The organism is Bacillus aerolatus, assembly GCF_009183655.1.
GTDB classification, from domain to species: Bacteria; Bacillota; Bacilli; order Bacillales; family Domibacillaceae; genus Pseudobacillus; species Pseudobacillus aerolatus.
This window is the reverse complement of sequence record NZ_WEIO01000009.1, coordinates 48,340-66,475: the sequence shown is the minus strand read 5'-3', so window position 1 is coordinate 66,475 and position 18,136 is coordinate 48,340. Positions and strand designations below refer to the sequence as shown.

The following is an 18,136-nucleotide window of genomic DNA, read 5'->3' as shown; positions in this document are numbered from 1 at the left end:
CTCCAAAAGGCGTCTGCTTTAAATTCATCTCCATTCTAATTGCACTACACACTCCCCATGGCTTGGGCGGTGATGGCAGATAAAAATAGATGCAGCAGTATTTTCTCTAATAGAATCTCTCACCACAATAAATCGAGGGAAATTTAATACGCATGCTAATAATACAATGCAATCCATTTTAACCAGTGTTGCCTAATGTAATCTCATCATTCCGAACATAGGAGTTATTTCTTTTCATATATATTATTGATGCTCGATACCAAGTTCCTCTAACTTTGTCCAGAGGCTTTCCATAGACTTGGTTTTGTTAAAATAGAATTCTCTTCCTCTTAGTCTCCAGAACTTCCACCCCGCTCTTTCTAGGTCATATTGACGCTGCATATCCTCTTCCCATTTCTCAGGTCCATGCCACCTTTCTCCGTCACATTCGACTGCTAATCGTTCGCGTATGCCTTCAATTACGAAATCAATTTTATACCTTCCTACTTGCACTTGTGGCTGCACTTTATAACCTTTGGCCACGACCATGCGAAGAACTTCTACCTCAAATGGGGAATCACATTGTTCTTCCAGATTGGCCACCACATCATTTACCCGAGTTGGATTCTTACAATAACTCAAAAGCTGGTAACGATAATCATCTTTGCTCAAGTTATCTAATTCAACGGAATGATACAGTCTCATTTGGTTTCTAGCACGACTTGCAGCAACGTTAAATGTTTGCTGTTGGGCTTTTTTTGTCATAGCGATAAAGCGTCGATTATTGGCTGCGACCATTGATAAGAAAATAATATCTCTCTCGTCCCCTTGGAGGCTATAAGCATTGCCGCAAATAATCTTTCGTTTTACAAACTCACTTTCAGATATATGTTCACGAATTTTATTTTCAATAAGAGCTGCTTGTTTATGGCCCTGCAAGGTGATAATTCCCATCGTTTGCCCCTCATACTGAGGATCAGCAATCATCTCCTTTATATCTTCAACAATTTTATCTGATTCCGGATAATTCAGCGCCTCTTTTCCTTCTGTGACGTACCCTTCTTCTACTTTCACAGCCAAAACGGGAGGGTCTAATTTACCCTTCTCAAAAGGCAGCCGAAGAGGAATCATTTGCCCGCCATAGCTTAAGTCGTTTGAAAACTGAATAATTTCCGGAACACACCTAAAGTGTTCTTTTAACATAAGTCGTCCACTTTTCGGGAATATTTGGTCTGCTATTTCGTATAAAGATATTTTGTGGTCAAATAAGCGCTTATTGGGCACACCTTCTAAATATCGCTGAATCAATTCTTCAATTTCAGAATCCTTGGTTCCAATTCCATACGGACTAATCTGCTCATCATCCCCTACAACTACGATCTTTTCCCCTCTAAGCAAAACAGGAACAGACATAATATCGCACTGGCTGCTTTCATCAAAGATAATCACATCAAACTTTTCATTATAAATAGGGAAATTTTCAATGACCTGGCTGACTGGCATAATCCAAACCGGTATAGCTGACTGTGCTTTCTCCATCTCTTTGCGCGCGTCTGCTAAAAACCGCTTATTATTCCCCGTTCCTTTACCATATCGCTTAATAAAGTTCTTCCATGCCACTAAGGCTCTCTTTTGGGTCTCTGTAATCCGGTTGATTTGATTCATCCAAGTTGAGTCAGCAACGATTCCAGTGATTAGTTTCTTTTGATAATCCTGTTCTTGTTTGATACTGTTTTCTATTCGTTCTGCTTCGAACTCTTGATTTTCCGTCATCCAATCATACAAGGACTTGAGTTCCCATGACTTTTCAACGTCTTTAGGAATCTGAAAATCTTTTGATAATATATCCATCACAAAAGCAGCTGTATTTGGCGCTATTTCAGCTAATGGCTGATACAGCTCATAGAAGCGCATCACTTCTTCTTTTTTATGCATAAAAAATTGCAGTTCTTTTACAATTGATTCCCACTTTGTTTCGTCTTTTGCTAATAAGACATCCAGGAAAGCTTGAGCAATGGGATGAATATTCTTTTCGTCTTGAATTGCTTTTACCTCATCCACATAGCGATTATACTCCTGTTCCCACGATTCATAGGCGAGAACGGTAAATACATGTTCAACAGCCTGCTGAAGTTCTTTGTAGAAGGAATGTTTTAACCAATCTGCATTGTTCAGAGTCAGACGGCTGCATGTTTCTTTTAATCCTTCGATTAGTGCTCCCAGCCTCATTGTTTTCTCGTATGTTTCCCTTTCTTTATCTACCGTGCTGAAGATTCTTTTGTCTTCAGGATCAATAAGATCTCCATTGATTTCATTAAGATTTGCATTCCAAATCCGGACAACTTCCTCTTTCCTTTTCTTTAAAAGAAGATACTGCTGCAAAAGTTCAATTTCTTCAATACTGCGAACCGGCTGGCCGTTGATGATCGAAGTTTCCCATAAGTATTTGGCATTTTTCCCCTTAACGAGGGTAAACAGCTTACTAGGTTTCTTTTGTTGCCGCAATCGTTCCCCGTACAAATAGATATCCGCCTCTAATTCAAAGTCAGGTTTATTCGGCAGCGTGATATCATAGTTGATAATGACTTTATGAATAGCTGCCATTTCCTCTGTTCTTGTCTTGATGTCAGAAAGGAAGGAAACCCATCTTTCTTTTCGTGTTCCGCCTGCTAAATAATCATCTAATACCTTCTGGAGTGCTGTACCTTCTTCAAAACATTCTTTATATTCAATAACTCTAGAGAGTTCGGTTTTAAGCTGCTGCGCATACTCTGCTTCACGTGGAAAGAGAACTTTCTCTGTATGAATAATAGAAGTATTATATTGATCTTTAAGCTTTTTGCCTTTGGAAAGCCACGCCTTCATCTCTTCCGGGCTTTTTAGCAAATTCATTTTAGGAAGAGAAGCATCCTTAAGATATAATTCCTCTTTCTTAAGAAGGCCCCTCAATTCCCACATTTCTTCGAATTCTTTTAAGGCTATCGGCAAAGTTGAGTTCAATTCCACCTTGTCTAATATCCAGTGATAATCAGTGGTTTCTTCATTCAGCATTTGCGCAATATTCGCTTTTGTGACCGTGTGACCTTTGTATTCCACTTCTGTCTTTTCGCTTTTACTATACTCTAATAGCTGGTGTTTGTACTTCGCTTCATTCCGTCTGCTCTGGTCCAAATCTGCTTTAGATTGGTCAATTTCTACAGCTAATTTTTCCACTGAGACATTTCCTAATTTCTCAGAGATCGTCCGAATCGATTTTTCGATTTCTCTTAATGAATCTCTTCCGCCGCCTAATACCGGAACACATAAATCCCGAATTTCTTCAGGTATTTTATCTTTTAATACTTTCAACGGATTTTCTTTTTGACTCGTGATGAGTATTTTCTTTCCGTGAGCCAATAAATGAGAAACAATATTAGCAATCGTATGTGTTTTCCCTGTCCCAGGTGGTCCTTGCACAGTCAATCCATAATTCGAAGCTAATCGTCTGGCAATCTCTTTTTGTTCCTCATTAGCTGCTAGTGGGAAGTATAAATCAGAGGCAACTCTCCCCCATTTTGTTTCATTTTCTTGTTCATTGATCATTACATCATTTCCTACAATTGAATCAATCGTAGCCGGGATCTCAAATTCTTCTTCCTGCATAGATTCAACAATTTGCTCCAAATCATTTTTAATAATTTGATTATCTTTTCTTCTTAATATCAGAACATATTCATCTAAATGGGCAACCGCAGCCTTAGCAGGAACAACGTCTTCTCCATCTATAGATATTCTGCCGCTTGCATCCACTAACTGCATAAATTGACTGGACAAATCTTTTACATCTTCTTCTATCACATCTCTGTAACGGGCGGTTCTTCCGATATTTTGAATTTCCTCCATGTTTGGAAGCGGGATGCCGCTGAGGATATTAAGTTCTAACTTGTATCCTTGGTTCGTTGGCTTTACTTTAATGATGCCCTTATCAGTATCCAGCTCAATATCAAGCTTTGTCGTAAAAAGAGGGTGATTAATACTATCAATTTCATGTTTCCAGGTGAACAGCGTTTCCCCTAGAAGAAGTTCCAGCCCTTCTCCCTCTACTTGGAAATCGTGATTGATCTTAAAGAAGGTTTCATATAGGGTCTGCACTCTTTTCATACGGGTGACTTCAGCAGCCCATTCCCCCCAGTCGGCTTTCCATTTATAGAATAATCTCATCCGCTCCTGATCCTCTTCAAAACGCACTTCCATTTCATCGGAACCTTGCTTGAATACTTTGGGAGCAGGGATTTTAGGCAGAGTTGTTTCTTTATTATACGGATATGTAATCCAGTCTCCAATCGCTTTATCGGGATCTGGCGGAATCATGACATCATCTGTGAATTTCTGTCTATGGACCTCCAAAATCGCCTCCTCATCTTCTCCTTCACCCATTAGGAAAACGCCTTCTCCATATTCTTCAAGTATATTTTTCGTCCAGTTTTTATCATATTCTTTGAAATTTCGAATCGCTTTAAAACGAAGGTTATTAACAGCTAATAAATATTCAAACAGCTGTCTTGGTTTGTCATTCAATCTATAAACACCTCACACTTTCCTTATAAAGTAAATATATCATATCCTGCGTATAGGGAGTTAAGGTACTAGCTGGCACCCATAAATTGCAAAGACAAAAAATTAGACGAGAGCAATCACCTCTCGTCTTTCTCTCATCTTAGCCGATATTTCTTCACGGATTCCTGAAAATTACCATTTGCATTTATTGCTATAGAAGGTGTGCCATCTATTATCTCAAACATCCCTGGTTTAATTTGTCATATCCTGAGGGAATCACTTTATCGTTCTTAATCTTTTTCCGGTTATCAGGTATACTAATCAACCCTTTGCCTCTTTTAGGTTTCCTGAAACGAGGATAGAACCTAAAATTACTATTACGGTGCCTATGACAAATTGTATGCTAACAGGGGTACCAATAAATAAAATTTCAGTTACGATAGCCCAAAAAACATACGTATTGTTAAGCGACTGACCCCTGGCAGCACCGATTAAATTAATTGACATGTAGTATAAAGAATAATTGGCAGTTCCCAATAAACCTGCTATGACTATTAGCCATACGATATTAGATGATGCTGCTTGAAATGCTAAAGGATATCCATGAATAAATGGTATAACTAATATTGCGTAACACAGTGCTGAGGTCATCTGTCTTATATTAATTGCATATAGGGGAACAACCTCTTTGCCTTTCATTCCCCAAGCACCGATCACCCCTTCAAGTCCCCAAAAGATGGCGGCTCCTAATGAAAACATTATTCCGATGAAAAAACTGTTATCGACGTTAAGCTTCGATGGCATATATGCTAATATAACCACCCCGATGATGCTCAAAACAACGCCGAACCAAGTTCTTCCGTTCATTTTTTCCTTCAAAAAAGTGAAAGCAAGCACAGCACCGATCCCGGGGAATATAGAAGCAATACTTGCCGCATAAGTTACTCCTGCATATTGAATACCAAGAAAATAAAAGGTCATTGCCAAAGGCCCGCCGCATACTGCTCCTAAAACTAAAATTGCTCCGCTCTTTGTTTTTAACAACTTTAATACGTTAATAAATTCACCTTTTATAATCATAAGTAAGGATATCCACAGGGAAGAGAAAAAGTCATGCATGAAAGCGGCTATAATTGGAGCAAGTACAACAGCCTCCTTAAAAGGTGTACTGGCTATGATAACGCCAATTATCACCGTATCGACTCCCCAAGCAATCGCTGAAGCAGCTCCTAAACCTATGCCCATTCTAGCTTGTTTAACACTGTTTGCACTCATCAACTTTACCCCTTTTCCAAAAATCATTTCACCGGAATCTGATCAAATTAATAATCAGCTTTATTTTCTAGGGTTAGGAAAAAGAATGAACATGTCACCTTGCCACGCCCCGCTGGAAATGTAAACGAGCGCGTACAAGCGTTCCATCTCTTATCCCTTCTCTGTGCCGGCTGGAAATTTATATTTAATTTGTCTATCAAGGGTAAAGTTTATACATCCTCAAGCAAAACAATATAAAGCTCAAATGCTTGCCCTACTTCCTTTTTTCCTGATAGAGATTAGTTCGCTCGTTACCAACATTAATATAAGACGGGAAAAAAGATTTTTTAAATAAGCCATATGAAACTAAAAATTTCACTGCTCTTAGTTAACCTTCTCCCGTCTATCCGTTGTTACTAGAATTCTTTACATGCGTAAATAAATAGTATTAGGTATTTATTAAGTGCTTGATTAAGAGTATGATAATATTTAAAAAAGAAAGAGGTTATTATATGGATTCAACATTCTCATCCACCGGAGCGACTAGGACGAAAACAAGAACTATCGTCATCAATGCACTTTTTATCACATTGACCCTTGTAGCCACCATGTTCATCAACATAAGGCTCCCAATAATGGGTAACGGAGGCCTGATTCATCTAGGTAATGTGCCTCTTTTTATAGCAGCATTCGTTTACGACAAAAAAGCAGGAGCCATAGCAGGCGCCTTCGGAATGGCATTATTCGACCTTCTCTCCGGCTGGACAATATGGGCGCCGTTTACATTCGTCATCGTAGGTGCAATGGGCTTTGCAGCCGGCCTCATCTCCGAAAAGGTACCCGGCAAAAGGGCGGTTGTCTACACATTGGCGATTGCCGTTGCACTGATTATAAAAGTTGTGGGCTACTATTTTGCTGAAGTGATCCTTTACGCCAACTGGATACAGCCATTCGGCTCCATCCCTGGAAACGTGATGCAGATCGTCATCGCCGGTATCATTGTAGTGCCAATTGCAGGTCGCTTAAAGAAAATTGTTCGAAAATAGAGAAAAATAATAGATAATTAAAAAAAGGAAGTAAACCCTCCTAAGATTATTACGTGCATATGTGCATAGCTTTGTTTATGTATAATATTAAACAGTAACAAGCGGCTCAATTTGACCCACGGCTGAAAGACAAAAAGAAGAAAAGTACCCTCTAGATGAACCTTCACTAGGGGGTACTTTATTATTTTCATACCTGAAAACTCCAAAAGCCTCTCCAAAAGGAAAGGCTCTCTACTCACTGTTACAACTCTTCTTGATCTTCCCTAACAAGCAGTGAACAGCACTCCACAAGTGAGGAGTGTATGTGGCAACACAAGGGTGCTGGTGGGTTTATTACAGAATTTTAGCCGATTCAGCCCATGAACTTTAGGCATGGGATGAATCGGCTCCGAATCGGAACCGGGTGCATCCGGTTCAACAGATTCGGCCGGGTCGTTCTTTATCTTTTTGAAATATTTGAATGTTCTTGCTTTTTTATTCAAACCATTATACAACCAAAATGAGAACGTATGATCGTTTTTTTATCAGCTTTCTTTAAATGATTTTAAGAAAGGGTGTATAGGAGTTGGCAGCTAAACGATCAACCCCAAGCTATGTGTTAACTTTGCCGCTAAAGGTGGAAAAAAATCAGCTCCACCATCTGGAGAAACGGTTTGAAACGGCCCGCCGCCTATATAATGCCTGTTTGAGAGAAGCGGAAAAACGGCTTCGTGTCATGCGGGAGTCAAAAGCCTACCGAAGAGCACGGAAGCTGCCAGCCTCTACATCCGCAGAACGAAAAGCCCGTGCCGCCGCCTTTCAATCAGTAAATCAGCGGTTTAGGTTTGAAGAGTACGCTCTTCACGACTTTGTGAAACCCATGCAGCGAACGTTCAAGCATCTGATCGATTCGCAGGCAGCCCAAAAACTCGCTACCCGTGCGTTTGACGCCGTTCAAAAAGTACAGTTTGGAGAAGCGAAAAAATTGTCCTTCAAACGGTTTGGCGAGATGCGTTCAGTGGAAGGGAAGCAAAATACAGCCGGCATCCGCTATAAAGAAGGCATGGTACACTGGCTCGGCCTTTCTATGGCTGTCAGGCTGAAAGAAGGGGATGCCTATGCGCACCTAGCGCTGAAGGATCGCGTGAAATACTGCCGTCTTCTCCGCCGGTGGATGAAGGGACAGATCCGATATTATGTGCAATTGGTGTTAGAGGGCACACCACCGGTCAAATACAACCGAAACGGACAAAAAGGACGGCGAGGCACGGGTAAAGTCGGCATCGATATCGGCACGCAGACGGTCGCCATTGTATCGAACGCAAAGGCTTCGCTGCTTGAACTTGCCCCATCGGTGATCAATGTTCAAAAAGACATTCGGCTCGTTCAGCGGGCCATGGACAGAAGCAAAAGGGCGATGAATCCTGGAAAGTACGACAGCGATGGTGCGATCAAGAAAACGATGGGGAAATGGGTCTTCTCTAAAAGGTATCATCAGCTAAAAGGACGCTATCGCGAACTAAGCCGTGTGAATGCCAGCCGGCGTAGACAGGATCACTGCCGGCTGGCCAATGAACTGATCGAGCAGGGCGACCAATTTTTCATTGAAACGATGTCTTTCAAGGCGCTTCAAAAACGGGCCAAAGAAACAGCGAAAAACAGCGGCGGACGTTTCAAGAGCAAGAAACGGTTTGGCCGCTCACTCGCCCGGAAGGCCCCCGCGCTGTTTGTGTCGATCCTTGAGCTGAAATTGAAAGCTATCAGCCTGGAAGTGCAATATATTCACACCGCTAAAGTAAAGGCAAGCCAGTATAATCATGAAACGGACCAATTGGTTAAAAAGAAGCTTTCCGACCGCTGGAATGTAATAGAAGGAGAGCGTATTCAGCGTGACCTTTATTCTGCTTTTCTCATCAAGCATGTGACGGATACACTAGACCAAATCGATCGGCCAGCTTGTATAGCGGACTATCCATTATTTAAACAGCTGCACGACAGAGAAATCGAACGAATTCAAACAACTGTGTGTACACGCATTCCTAGTTTTGGTTTTTAAATGATTTTCCGGTTTCGAAACGAGCCGAAACAGCCGGTAAGCATCTCTGCGGTGTTTGGCTGTCGAAGTCTTGAGCAAACGCTTTGCAGTATCTGTATGTTGTACCCTGCCTGCACCTTGGGTGGACGGGAGAGTGCAGAAGAGGCAAGTTAGTCGCTCAAGAACCCCACTGCTTTAGCCGTGGGAGTTTCAGATCATTTCACTGTCCCCGTCCCATCAACATTCTTTTCCAAAGTTATCAAGCAATGCACGCACTTCATCTGTTGATTTCGTGTTCATCAATTGATTTCTTAATTCACCAGCTCCACGGAATCCTTTGACATAAATTTTGAAAAAGCGATGAAGCCCTGTGATTGAACGTGGCAGTGCTTCCGCATATTGATCTTGAAGATCAAGCTGCAGTCTTAAAAGATCAAGGTATTCTTTACTGCTATGCTCTTTTGGCTCTTTTTCAAAAGCAAAAGGATTTTTAAAAATACCTCGCCCGATCATAACGCCATCAATACCATATTGTTCAGCAAGCTGCAGCCCAGTTTGACGGTCAGGAATGTCTCCATTGATTGTTAGCAGCGTATTTGGTGCGATACGGTCACGTAATTTTTTGATTTCCGGAATTAGCTCCCAATGCGCATCTACTTGGCTCATTTCCTTTCTTGTACGTAAATGAATAGAAAGGTTCGCAATATCCTGTTTTAAAATATGCGTTAGCCACTCCTCCCACTCATTTACATCCTTATAGCCAAGTCGTGTTTTCACGCTGACAGGCAGTCCGCCCGCTTTTGCTGCTTGAATAAGTTCTGCTGCAACGTCTGGACGCAGAATAAGGCCACTACCTTTCCCTCTCGATGCCACATTCGGTACAGGGCAGCCCATATTAATATCGATGCCTTTAAATCCTAGCTCTGCCATGCCAATACTCATTTGACGGAAATATTCGGGCTTATCCCCCCATATATGTGCAACCATTGGCTGTTCATCTTCTGTAAAAATCAAACGGCCACGCACACTTTTCATGCCCTCTGGATGACAATAGCTATCCGTGTTTGTAAACTCTGTAAAAAACACATCAGGTCTACCTGCTTTACTCACTACATGGCGAAAAACAACATCCGTCACATCTTCCATTGGTGCGAGTACAAAAAATGGTCGTGGTAAATCACGCCAAAAATTATCTATCAACTCAAACTCAAATCCTCTCATTATGGATACAATTTCAAACTCTCGTCCAAAAAATATAAAGCCAAATGTTCCACTTCTTTTACACTTATATCATGCTTAATAACTTATTATCAAACACAAGTACACTTGGACATTTATAATTTGTGAAAGAACTATTGTGAAAATCGGAAATGTTTATTTTAACGAAAATCGATCCTGAATGGGAAATGTTAATTGTTTTTGAGAAGCGTCTATTAATGGATTAGGATTAGAATTAGAATTCCAACCAAGCAACCGCCTCACAATGCGTCGTCTGCGGAAACATATCCACTGGCTGTACTTCCACTGTCTTGTATCCCCCATCCTCCAATATCCTCAGGTCCCGCGCCAATGTAGCCGGGTTACAGGAAACATAGACAACTTTTTTTGGCTTCATATCAATAATCGTCTGCAATAGCGCTTCGTCACAGCCTTTGCGCGGCGGGTCGACGACGAGCACATCCGCCTTGTTGCCTTGATTGTACCATTCGGTGATGATGTCTTCTGCTTTTCCAACGGCGAACTCGGCATTGTCAATTTCGTTCAGTTCGGCGTTTCGTTTGGCATCTTCGATAGCTTCAGGGACAATTTCGACACCGAATACGTGCCTTGCTTTTTGTGCAAGGAACAGGGAAATCGTTCCGATGCCGCAGTAGGCGTCGATGACGGTTTCACTGCCAGTCAGGCCGGCATATTGTAACGCCTTGTCATAGAGTACTTTTGTTTGAACAGGGTTGACTTGGTAAAAGGATCTCGCTGAAATGGCGAACTTCACATCGCCTATATAGTCGTAGATGACTTCATTTCCCCAGAGTACTTTTGTTGTCTCGCCCATAATCACGTTCGTCCGCTTCGTGTTAATGTTATGAACAATGGATTTTACGTTAGGCAGACGAGAAATGAGTTCTTCCACGATTTGATTTTTATGAGGAAAGTCGGCCGTTCTAGTAATAAGGACAACCATGAGTTCTCCTGTTGTTTTTCCATAGCGTGCCATAATATGGCGGAGAGTTCCTTTATGTGCCGTCTCATCATACGCTTTTATCCCCAACTCGCTGCAAATTTCCTTCACTGTCTGTATGGCTTCATTTACTGCCGGAAGCTGGATAATACTTTCGTCCGTATCGACAATTTCATGACTGCGTGGTTTAAAAAAGCCGGCAATCAGCTTGCCATCTTTCTCTCCCACAGGTACTTGAGCTTTGTTTCGATAGTACCAGGGCTCTTTCATGCCCAAAACGGGATGAACCTTTACGTCCTCCAATTTGCCAATTCGGGTAAGTGCTTCTCGTACTTGTTTTTCTTTAAATTGAAGCTGCCCTTCATAGCTTATGTGCTGGAGCTGGGTTCCTCCATATTTGTGCGCTTCGGAGGCTGGCACGTCAATCCGATGTTGGCTTTTTTCGAAAAGCTCAATCAGACGGCCAAAACCGTAGCCTTTATTTACTTTTGTTACTTGAATGCGTCCTGTTTCCCCTGGCAACGCTCCTGCTACAAACAGCGGATAGCCCTCCACCTTTGCGACTGCATTCCCATCATGAGTTAAATCTTCGAAAGTCACTTCTAACGTTTGATTTTTTTGAACAGGGGCTTGAATTTTTGCCACGATTACTCACCCTTTTTTATTTTTTCTTAGAATCGAAAGCTATTCTACCACATAGTAAGATTAAACAGCAAAGAAGCACTGATTCAGGATAAAATATGCCCCATTCATGAAAAACTGCTTTCTTTCATGATAAAACCAGCTCCGTTCATAAAAAATCCTGACCCCTTCACCACTTTATAGCGGTGGGGGTCAGGCCTTTATGCTTCTGACGCAGCGATCAGCTCTGCGTAATGTCCTTCCTCTTGCACAAGTTGGTCATGAGTGCCGCGTTCAATGATCCGGCCCCGATTGAGTACGAGTATTTGGTCCGCGCGCCGGATCGTATTCAACCGGTGGGCAATGACGACGCTCGTTCGGCCTTTCATGAGACGGTCGAGTGCTTCTTGAATGTACATTTCTGTGATCGTATCGATGCTGCTTGTCGCTTCATCAAGAATTAAGATCGCCGGATCTGCAAGTATAGCTCTTGCGATTGCCAGCAGCTGCTTCTGTCCCTGGCTGATGCCCGCTCCTTCGTGCTGCAGTTTCGTCTCATAGCCGTCCAGCAGCTTCATAATAAATGAATGGGCATTGGCCGCCCGTGCCGCTGTCTCCACTTCCTCATCGGATGCATTCAATCGTCCGTAGCGGATATTTTCTCTTATCGTTCCTTCAAATAAAAATGACTCCTGCAAAACAAAGCCCATATGCTTGCGTAGTTCCTGCCGCGAAATAGTGGAACTGTCATGACCATCAATGAAAATAGCTCCGCTGTCCTGTTCATAAAAGCGGGCGAGCAGGTTAATGATCGTCGTTTTCCCTGATCCGGTCGGCCCAACGAGAGCGACCATGTCCCCTCGATTTGCTTCAAAATTAATTTCCTTAATTGTCTGCTTGCCTTTCTCGTAAGAAAAAGACACGCGGCGAAATTCAATGTCTCCGCTCACTTCATCTAATCGCAGTAAATCTTTTCGTTCCTGCTCTTCTTTTTCAGTATCCAACATATCAAACACCCGCTCCGCTCCTGCTACAGCAGAAAGCAGCGTATTAAACTGGTTCGCTAAATCATTGAGCGGACGGGTGAATTGCCGCGAATATTCCGCGAAGATAACGATCATGCCAACTGTTACTAGCCCGTTTAACGCGAGCAGTCCTCCTGCGCCAGCAATTAACGCAAAGCTGAGGTTGTTTAGCATATTCATCAGCTTCGGAATAAAACCGGAATACGTCTGCGCCCAATATCCCGCTTTCTTCAGCTTGGCATTTCTTTCGCTAAATTCCATTGCTATTTTTTCTTCCTGGGAAAACATTTTAACGATATGTTTACTCGATACCGCTTCTTCCACAAACCCGTTCAATTCTCCCAAGTGGCGCTGCTGCTCTTTAAACAGACGGCGCGTCCGGCTCGTAATCCAGTTCATTCCAACATATAAAAGCGGCACAATAACTAAAGTAACCGCCGTCAATATTGGGCTCAAGTAAAGCATGACGGTTATTGCTCCTGTAAGCGTCAACACACTGGATGCAATTTGAATAACGGAACTGTTCAACGTACTGCTGATGTTTTCAATATCATTCGTCACCCGGCTCATTAACTCGCCGTGCTGGCGCTTATCAAAAAAGGACAGAGGCAATTGATGAAGGTGGGCAAATAATTCTGTCCGCATTTCGCACACAGTTTTTTGAGCAATTCCTGCCATCCAATAGTTTTGTAAAAAAATAGACAGCGAATAAAAGACATATACTACACCAAGCTGAATTAGCAACAAAAGCAGCCCGTGTTTATCTTCTTTAATAATAAAATCGTCAATTGCTGTTCCAACGAGGAAAGGCCCAAGCAATCCCAACAAAGAACTTGCCGCCACCATCAGGACAACGAGAAGGAGCAGCCCTTTCCGTCTCGCAAGATAGCCAGCCAGCCTTTTCAATGTTGGCAGCAGTTCTTTAATTTGCGGTTTCTGCCTTAAATGAGCTTGATGGCTGTGCGAATGAGCCCTAATGGCTGGCCTTGGCATACGGCATTCCTCCTTTTCCATACTGCGAAGCCAGAATCCTGCGGTATAAGTCATTACAATTTTCTAACTCTTCATGGCTGCCGGCTGCAGCAATTCGGCCGTCTTCTAATAAAATAATCTGATCCGCCTGCAGGGCCGTGCTGATTTTCTGCGTAATAATAATCGTTGTGCAGCTTTCTTCCCGAAGAGCCGACAACAAGCTCTCTTCTGTTTTCACATCTAACGCACTCGTACTGTCATCGAGCAGTAATATAAGCGGCTTGCGGATGAGCGCCCGCGCAATCGACAGCCTCTGTTTTTGGCCTCCGGATAAATTGACGCCTTTTTGACCGATCATCGTATCGTATTTCTCCGGCAGCTCGTCGATCGTTTCGTGAATTTGCGCACGCCGGGCCGCTTCCATAATTTCTTCCATCGTCGCATCTTCTTTTCCCCAGGCGATGTTTTCACGTACAGTTCCAGTAAACAAATGAGCTTCCTGCGGAACAAAGCCAATTTGTTCACGCAGTGATGCCGGCTGAATGGTGCTGATGTCCTGACCATCGATCCGAATCACTCCTTTATCCGGCTCATACAAGCGAGGGATAAGATAAAAAAGTGTGGATTTCCCCGACCCGGTTGCACCTAAAACAGCGGCCGTTTTCCCCGGCTGAATGCCTAGTGTGACTCCGTCAAGGACAGGCACTTTACTTCCCGGAAATGAAAAGGAAACACCTTCGAACGAAATTTCCCCGCTTCCCGCTTGAAAGGCTGCACCTTTCCAGCGCTGATCTGCCTGCTCTTCCGGCTCCTCCAACAGCTCGCCGATCCGCTGGCTGGAAGCTCTCCCTCTCGAAAAAGCCATTAATATAAAGGTAAAAATAGATAATGAAGAAATAATCCTCGTTGCATAGTTAATAACGGCCACAATTTCTCCCGCTGTCGCTGTACCGTTCGAAAACTCTGCAAAACCAAACCATAAAATAACAATTAAACTGCTGTTCATTACGACCAGCAGAACAGACGTCGTCGTTTCTACAACCCGCAACACGCGGATCGTTTGTGCCATCAGCCGTTCATTCGCCTGCTGAAAACGGCTGCCTTCATATTTCCATCTAAGAAAGGCCTTGATGATGCGAATGCCTATCAAGTTTTCCTGCATCACATTATTGACGCCATCGAGCCGCTGTTGGACCGAGCGGAACAAAGAAGAACTTTTTTTCATCATTTTTAATAGAAAAAAGAGCATGAGCGGGATGGTAATAATCAAGATGATCGTCAGCTTGGCGTGAACAAACAAAGCCATCACCGTTCCGAATATGACCATTAACGGCGCGCGCAGCATGATACGCAAGCTCATAAAAACAGCATTTTGCAACTGTGTCACGTCATTTGTCATCCTGGTAATTAACGAAGAGGCGGCAAAGCGGCTATAGCTTGCAAAAGAAAATGACTGGACTTTATCAATCATTTTTTCCCGCAAGTCAAATCCGAAGTTTTGCCCGACGTGAGCGGCAACGAAAGAATTGATGATGCCGGCAGCAAATGCAAGCAAAGACGTGCCAAGCATGAAAGCTCCCCATTTATAAACGGCTCCCATGTCTTGCTGAACAATTCCTTCGTCAATAATTTTTGCCATAAACAGCGGGTGCATCAACTCAACTGCAAGTTCCACAAGCATTAACAGCCAGGCAAAAGCCATATAATTTTTATACGGTTTTAAATAAGATAATACAGCCCCCAAAGCGGCGCCTCCTCTCCCGTTGACATAATTTCTCAACTACCGTTTTTCTTAGTATAGTCCAAGGAGTGCGCCCCATCAAATGGTATGATGCTCTCTCTGCTTGCGGCGGGCGTAAAGATAGAAGTAAACGAACAGGCCGAAAAGCACGTAAATCGCGCAGTAAAAATAAAGCGCGCTGAAGCTCATCCCTGTTACGGCCAAGCCAATTATGAAAGAACCGACACCGATACCTAGGTCATAAATAGAAAGAAATGTAGCGGTCGCCAGCGCTTTTTTCTTAAGAGGCGCTTCCTGAATCGCAATGGTTTGAAAGCTTGGGAAAAGTGTTCCCCAACCCACCCCGATCATTCCGGCCGCCACAAGGAAAACGAGCGCTGTTTCTGTTTGGCTGAGCAAAAATAGTCCTGCAGCGAAAAGACAAATGGACGGATATACAATCACATGTGCCCCGTACTGGTCAAACCATTTACCTGTAAACGGACGGGATAACAGTAAAATAACAGCATAGACGACAAAGAAGTAACTGGCCACTTCACCAATTTGAAGCTCTTCTGCATACACCGAAACGAACGACAGCAAGGATGCGTAAATAATGGAAAAGAACCCGCCGACAAGTGCGATAGGCAAGGCCGAAAACTCGAACAAGTCCTTTGCATGAAACTTCATTTGAAAAATAGACATTGCGCGGGCAGTGTGCTCACGTTCAGGCACATGAATGACCAGCCCGGCAGTAAGAGCGAGACCGGAAATTGCTATGCAAATGATAAACATAGGAAAACTTCCCCATTGCTGCATGACCGTCAGCCCTAAAAATGGGCCGATGACCATGGCGAGATTCGTCGACATGACATAGTAGCCCATTCCTTCCCCACGGCGGGAGTCGGGAATAATTTCCGCTACCATGGCACCTGTGGCAGTTGTCGCCATCCCGAAGCCAATGCCGTGCAAAAATCTTAATGCAAGCATCGTTACGAGAGTGTCAGGGAAAAAGTACAATAGCGAAGCAGCCAGAAACATAACTTGTGAACTGATCAATACTTTCTTTTTGCCGAATTGTTCAATCCACTGCCCTGAGAACGGCCGGACGATAATAGCAGAAAGCAAAAATAAAGTAGTGAGTAAGCCCGCTTCCGAGGAACTTCCTCCAAGCTCCTGCAACGCATAAATAGGCATAGTAACTAATAAAAAGTAAAAAGCAACGAACAAAAAGAAGTTGCTCGCTGACACGCTGATGAAATCCTTCGTCCATAAAGGCTCTTTATTCATTTATCCTCTTCCTTTCTTTGATGACTGTCCAGTGCATAGAGCCAGTTAGACAAAAGCTGCTGCAGCTCGTGCTGGTGCACTTTCGGGAACCCTTCTATCGCTTTTTCGTTCATTTTCTTGATTTCCTTTTCCCATATCGGATATTCTTTCTCCGCCAGTTCCGTCATCTCAATAAACTTCACACGCTTGTCTTCACCCGGCATCTGCCTAACGTAACCTTGCTTCACAAGGCGCTGGACCGTTCGTGTCATCGGCGGTGCTTCCACCGACAAATAGTCACTGAGCTCTTTTTGAGTCATGCTTCCCTTTTGCTTTATCACGTACAATACCGACCACTGAGCACTGTAGAGGCCATATGGCTGCAAGACAATGTTCGTCTGCTTCATTATCTGCCTCGACAGCTGATGGACGGAGTGGAATAAAAGATGATGATTCATACACACTCTCCCTTTACTTACCTAGGTAACTATTTATACAACTTTTTTAGTATAACATATTTTCTCCAAAAAAATAAAAAAACTGCCAGAAATATTCTGGCAGCCTGCTTATACGGATATATTTATTTTCAATTAGTAAATCCGGTCTTGCGGACGCAGCTGGTCCACCGGCACAAACACTTCGAGGTGGCGGTACAGATTTTCAAAGTCAGCCGGCAATGATCCGCCCGGCTCCCCGTCCAAGTTCAACAACACTTTTTCAGGAGCATGAATTTTCACCCGGTGGGCTTTCGTATAGATAACATGAGGATCTTGAAGATGCTCTCCCCTTAGAGCAAGAGAAGCTATTCGGATAAATTCAGCAAGGTTCGTCTTTTTTAAAATGAGTAAAGAAAACAGCCCGTCATTGACGGAAGAATCCGGTGCTAATTTCTCAAAACCGCCGACAGAGTTTGTCAGCCCAATCAAAAACAGCATAACTTCGCCTTCAAACAGCTTGCCATCATACTCAATTGTCACATGGGATGCTTTAATAGATGGCAGCATCTCCATTCCCTTTAAATAATAAGCCAGCTGCCCGAGCATCGTTTTTAGCTTGCTTGGTACTTCATACGTCAGCTCCGTCAGACGCCCGCCGCCAGCAATATTAATAAAGTACTTGTCATTCATCCGTCCGACGTCAACGGGTATCGTTTCTCCTGCCGTAATAATATTCACTGCACTGTCAATGTCACGCGGGATTTGCAGCGCACGGGCAAAATCATTCGTTGTCCCCATCGGAATCACACCGAATTTCGGGCGGTAGTCTTGGCCTGCAAGCCCGTTCACGACTTCATTTAACGTGCCATCGCCTCCAGCAGCAATCACGATGTCAAACCGCCGTTCCACGGCTATTCTTGCTGCGCGCGTCGCATCCCCCGCGCTAGTCGTGGCGTGGGCAGACGTTTCATAGCCGGCTTCCTCAAGCTTTTGCAACACTTCCGGCAAATGCTTCTTGAACAGTTCGCGCCCTGAAGTAGGATTATAAATAATACGTGCTCTTTTCATGTATATCCATCCCAGT

Annotated in this window: 11 protein-coding genes; 2 read left to right on the top strand and 9 right to left on the bottom strand. The window is 43.3% G+C overall.

What is annotated here, in order from left to right:
- Positions 1-243: 243 nt before the first annotated feature.
- Both F9802_RS14390 and F9802_RS14385 read right to left on the bottom strand, forming a co-directional pair.
- Entirely contained in the window at positions 244-4,536 is a 4,293-nt protein-coding gene (locus F9802_RS14390; RefSeq protein WP_152153154.1) for an AAA domain-containing protein, read from the bottom strand.
- Positions 4,537-4,836: 300 nt separating this feature from the next.
- The gene (locus F9802_RS14385; protein ID WP_191991994.1) at positions 4,837-5,790 is read right to left on the bottom strand and encodes a DMT family transporter; all 954 of its coding nucleotides are present in this window, start codon (positions 5,788-5,790) and stop codon (positions 4,837-4,839) included.
- Positions 5,791-6,281: 491 nt separating this feature from the next.
- Between F9802_RS14385 and F9802_RS14380 the strand changes: the two genes are divergently transcribed.
- The gene (locus tag F9802_RS14380) at positions 6,282-6,815 is read left to right on the top strand and encodes an ECF transporter S component (protein ID WP_152153149.1); all 534 of its coding nucleotides are present in this window, start codon (positions 6,282-6,284) and stop codon (positions 6,813-6,815) included.
- A 565-nt stretch (positions 6,816-7,380) separates the two neighbouring features.
- Positions 7,381-8,850 (top strand): transposase, encoded by a 1,470-nt coding sequence (locus F9802_RS14375; protein WP_152153147.1) that lies wholly within the window; start codon positions 7,381-7,383, stop codon positions 8,848-8,850.
- Positions 8,851-9,066: 216 nt separating this feature from the next.
- On the opposite strand, the gene F9802_RS14370 is transcribed toward F9802_RS14375, so the two are convergent.
- The 7 genes from F9802_RS14370 to F9802_RS14340 form a co-directional block, all read right to left on the bottom strand.
- Positions 9,067-10,029 carry a tRNA dihydrouridine synthase gene (locus tag F9802_RS14370; protein ID WP_152153145.1) on the bottom strand — a complete coding sequence of 321 codons (963 nt, stop codon included), beginning with the start codon at positions 10,027-10,029 and terminating at the stop codon, positions 9,067-9,069.
- 253 nt (positions 10,030-10,282) lie between these two features.
- Complete coding sequence (gene rlmD, locus F9802_RS14365; RefSeq protein WP_225435365.1) at positions 10,283-11,653, bottom strand: 23S rRNA (uracil(1939)-C(5))-methyltransferase RlmD; 1,371 nt, start codon at positions 11,651-11,653, stop codon at positions 10,283-10,285.
- 197 nt (positions 11,654-11,850) lie between these two features.
- A complete protein-coding gene (locus tag F9802_RS14360) occupies positions 11,851-13,647 on the bottom strand; it encodes an ABC transporter ATP-binding protein (protein ID WP_191991993.1) in 1,797 nt (598 codons plus the stop codon).
- Positions 13,628-15,370 carry an ABC transporter ATP-binding protein gene (locus F9802_RS14355; protein ID WP_152153143.1) on the bottom strand — a complete coding sequence of 581 codons (1,743 nt, stop codon included), beginning with the start codon at positions 15,368-15,370 and terminating at the stop codon, positions 13,628-13,630. The genes F9802_RS14360 and F9802_RS14355 overlap by 20 nt, the downstream gene beginning before the upstream one ends.
- Positions 15,371-15,445: 75 nt before the next feature.
- Positions 15,446-16,636 (bottom strand): MFS transporter, encoded by a 1,191-nt coding sequence (locus F9802_RS14350; RefSeq protein WP_152153141.1) that lies wholly within the window; start codon positions 16,634-16,636, stop codon positions 15,446-15,448.
- Positions 16,633-17,073, bottom strand: a complete 441-nt coding sequence (locus F9802_RS14345) for a MarR family winged helix-turn-helix transcriptional regulator (protein WP_152153139.1) — start codon at positions 17,071-17,073, stop codon at positions 16,633-16,635. Before F9802_RS14345 ends, F9802_RS14350 begins: the two co-directional genes overlap by 4 nt.
- Positions 17,074-17,205: 132 nt before the next feature.
- Complete coding sequence (locus F9802_RS14340) at positions 17,206-18,120, bottom strand: diacylglycerol kinase (protein WP_152153137.1); 915 nt, start codon at positions 18,118-18,120, stop codon at positions 17,206-17,208.
- Between the last annotated feature and the right edge of the window lie 16 nt (positions 18,121-18,136).

What these genes read in the sequence shown, in the direction of transcription:
- F9802_RS14385 (WP_191991994.1), bottom strand. Translation starts at nt 5,790, where the DNA reads ATGAGTGCAAACAGTGTTAAACAAGCTAGAATGGGCATAGGTTTAGGA.
- F9802_RS14380 (WP_152153149.1), top strand. Translation starts at nt 6,282, where the DNA reads ATGGATTCAACATTCTCATCCACCGGAGCGACTAGGACGAAAACAAGA.
- F9802_RS14360 (WP_191991993.1), bottom strand. Translation starts at nt 13,647, where the DNA reads ATGCCAAGGCCAGCCATTAGGGCTCATTCGCACAGCCATCAAGCTCAT.
- F9802_RS14350 (WP_152153141.1), bottom strand. Translation starts at nt 16,636, where the DNA reads ATGAATAAAGAGCCTTTATGGACGAAGGATTTCATCAGCGTGTCAGCG.
- F9802_RS14345 (WP_152153139.1), bottom strand. Translation starts at nt 17,073, where the DNA reads ATGAATCATCATCTTTTATTCCACTCCGTCCATCAGCTGTCGAGGCAG.
- F9802_RS14340 (WP_152153137.1), bottom strand. Translation starts at nt 18,120, where the DNA reads ATGAAAAGAGCACGTATTATTTATAATCCTACTTCAGGGCGCGAACTG.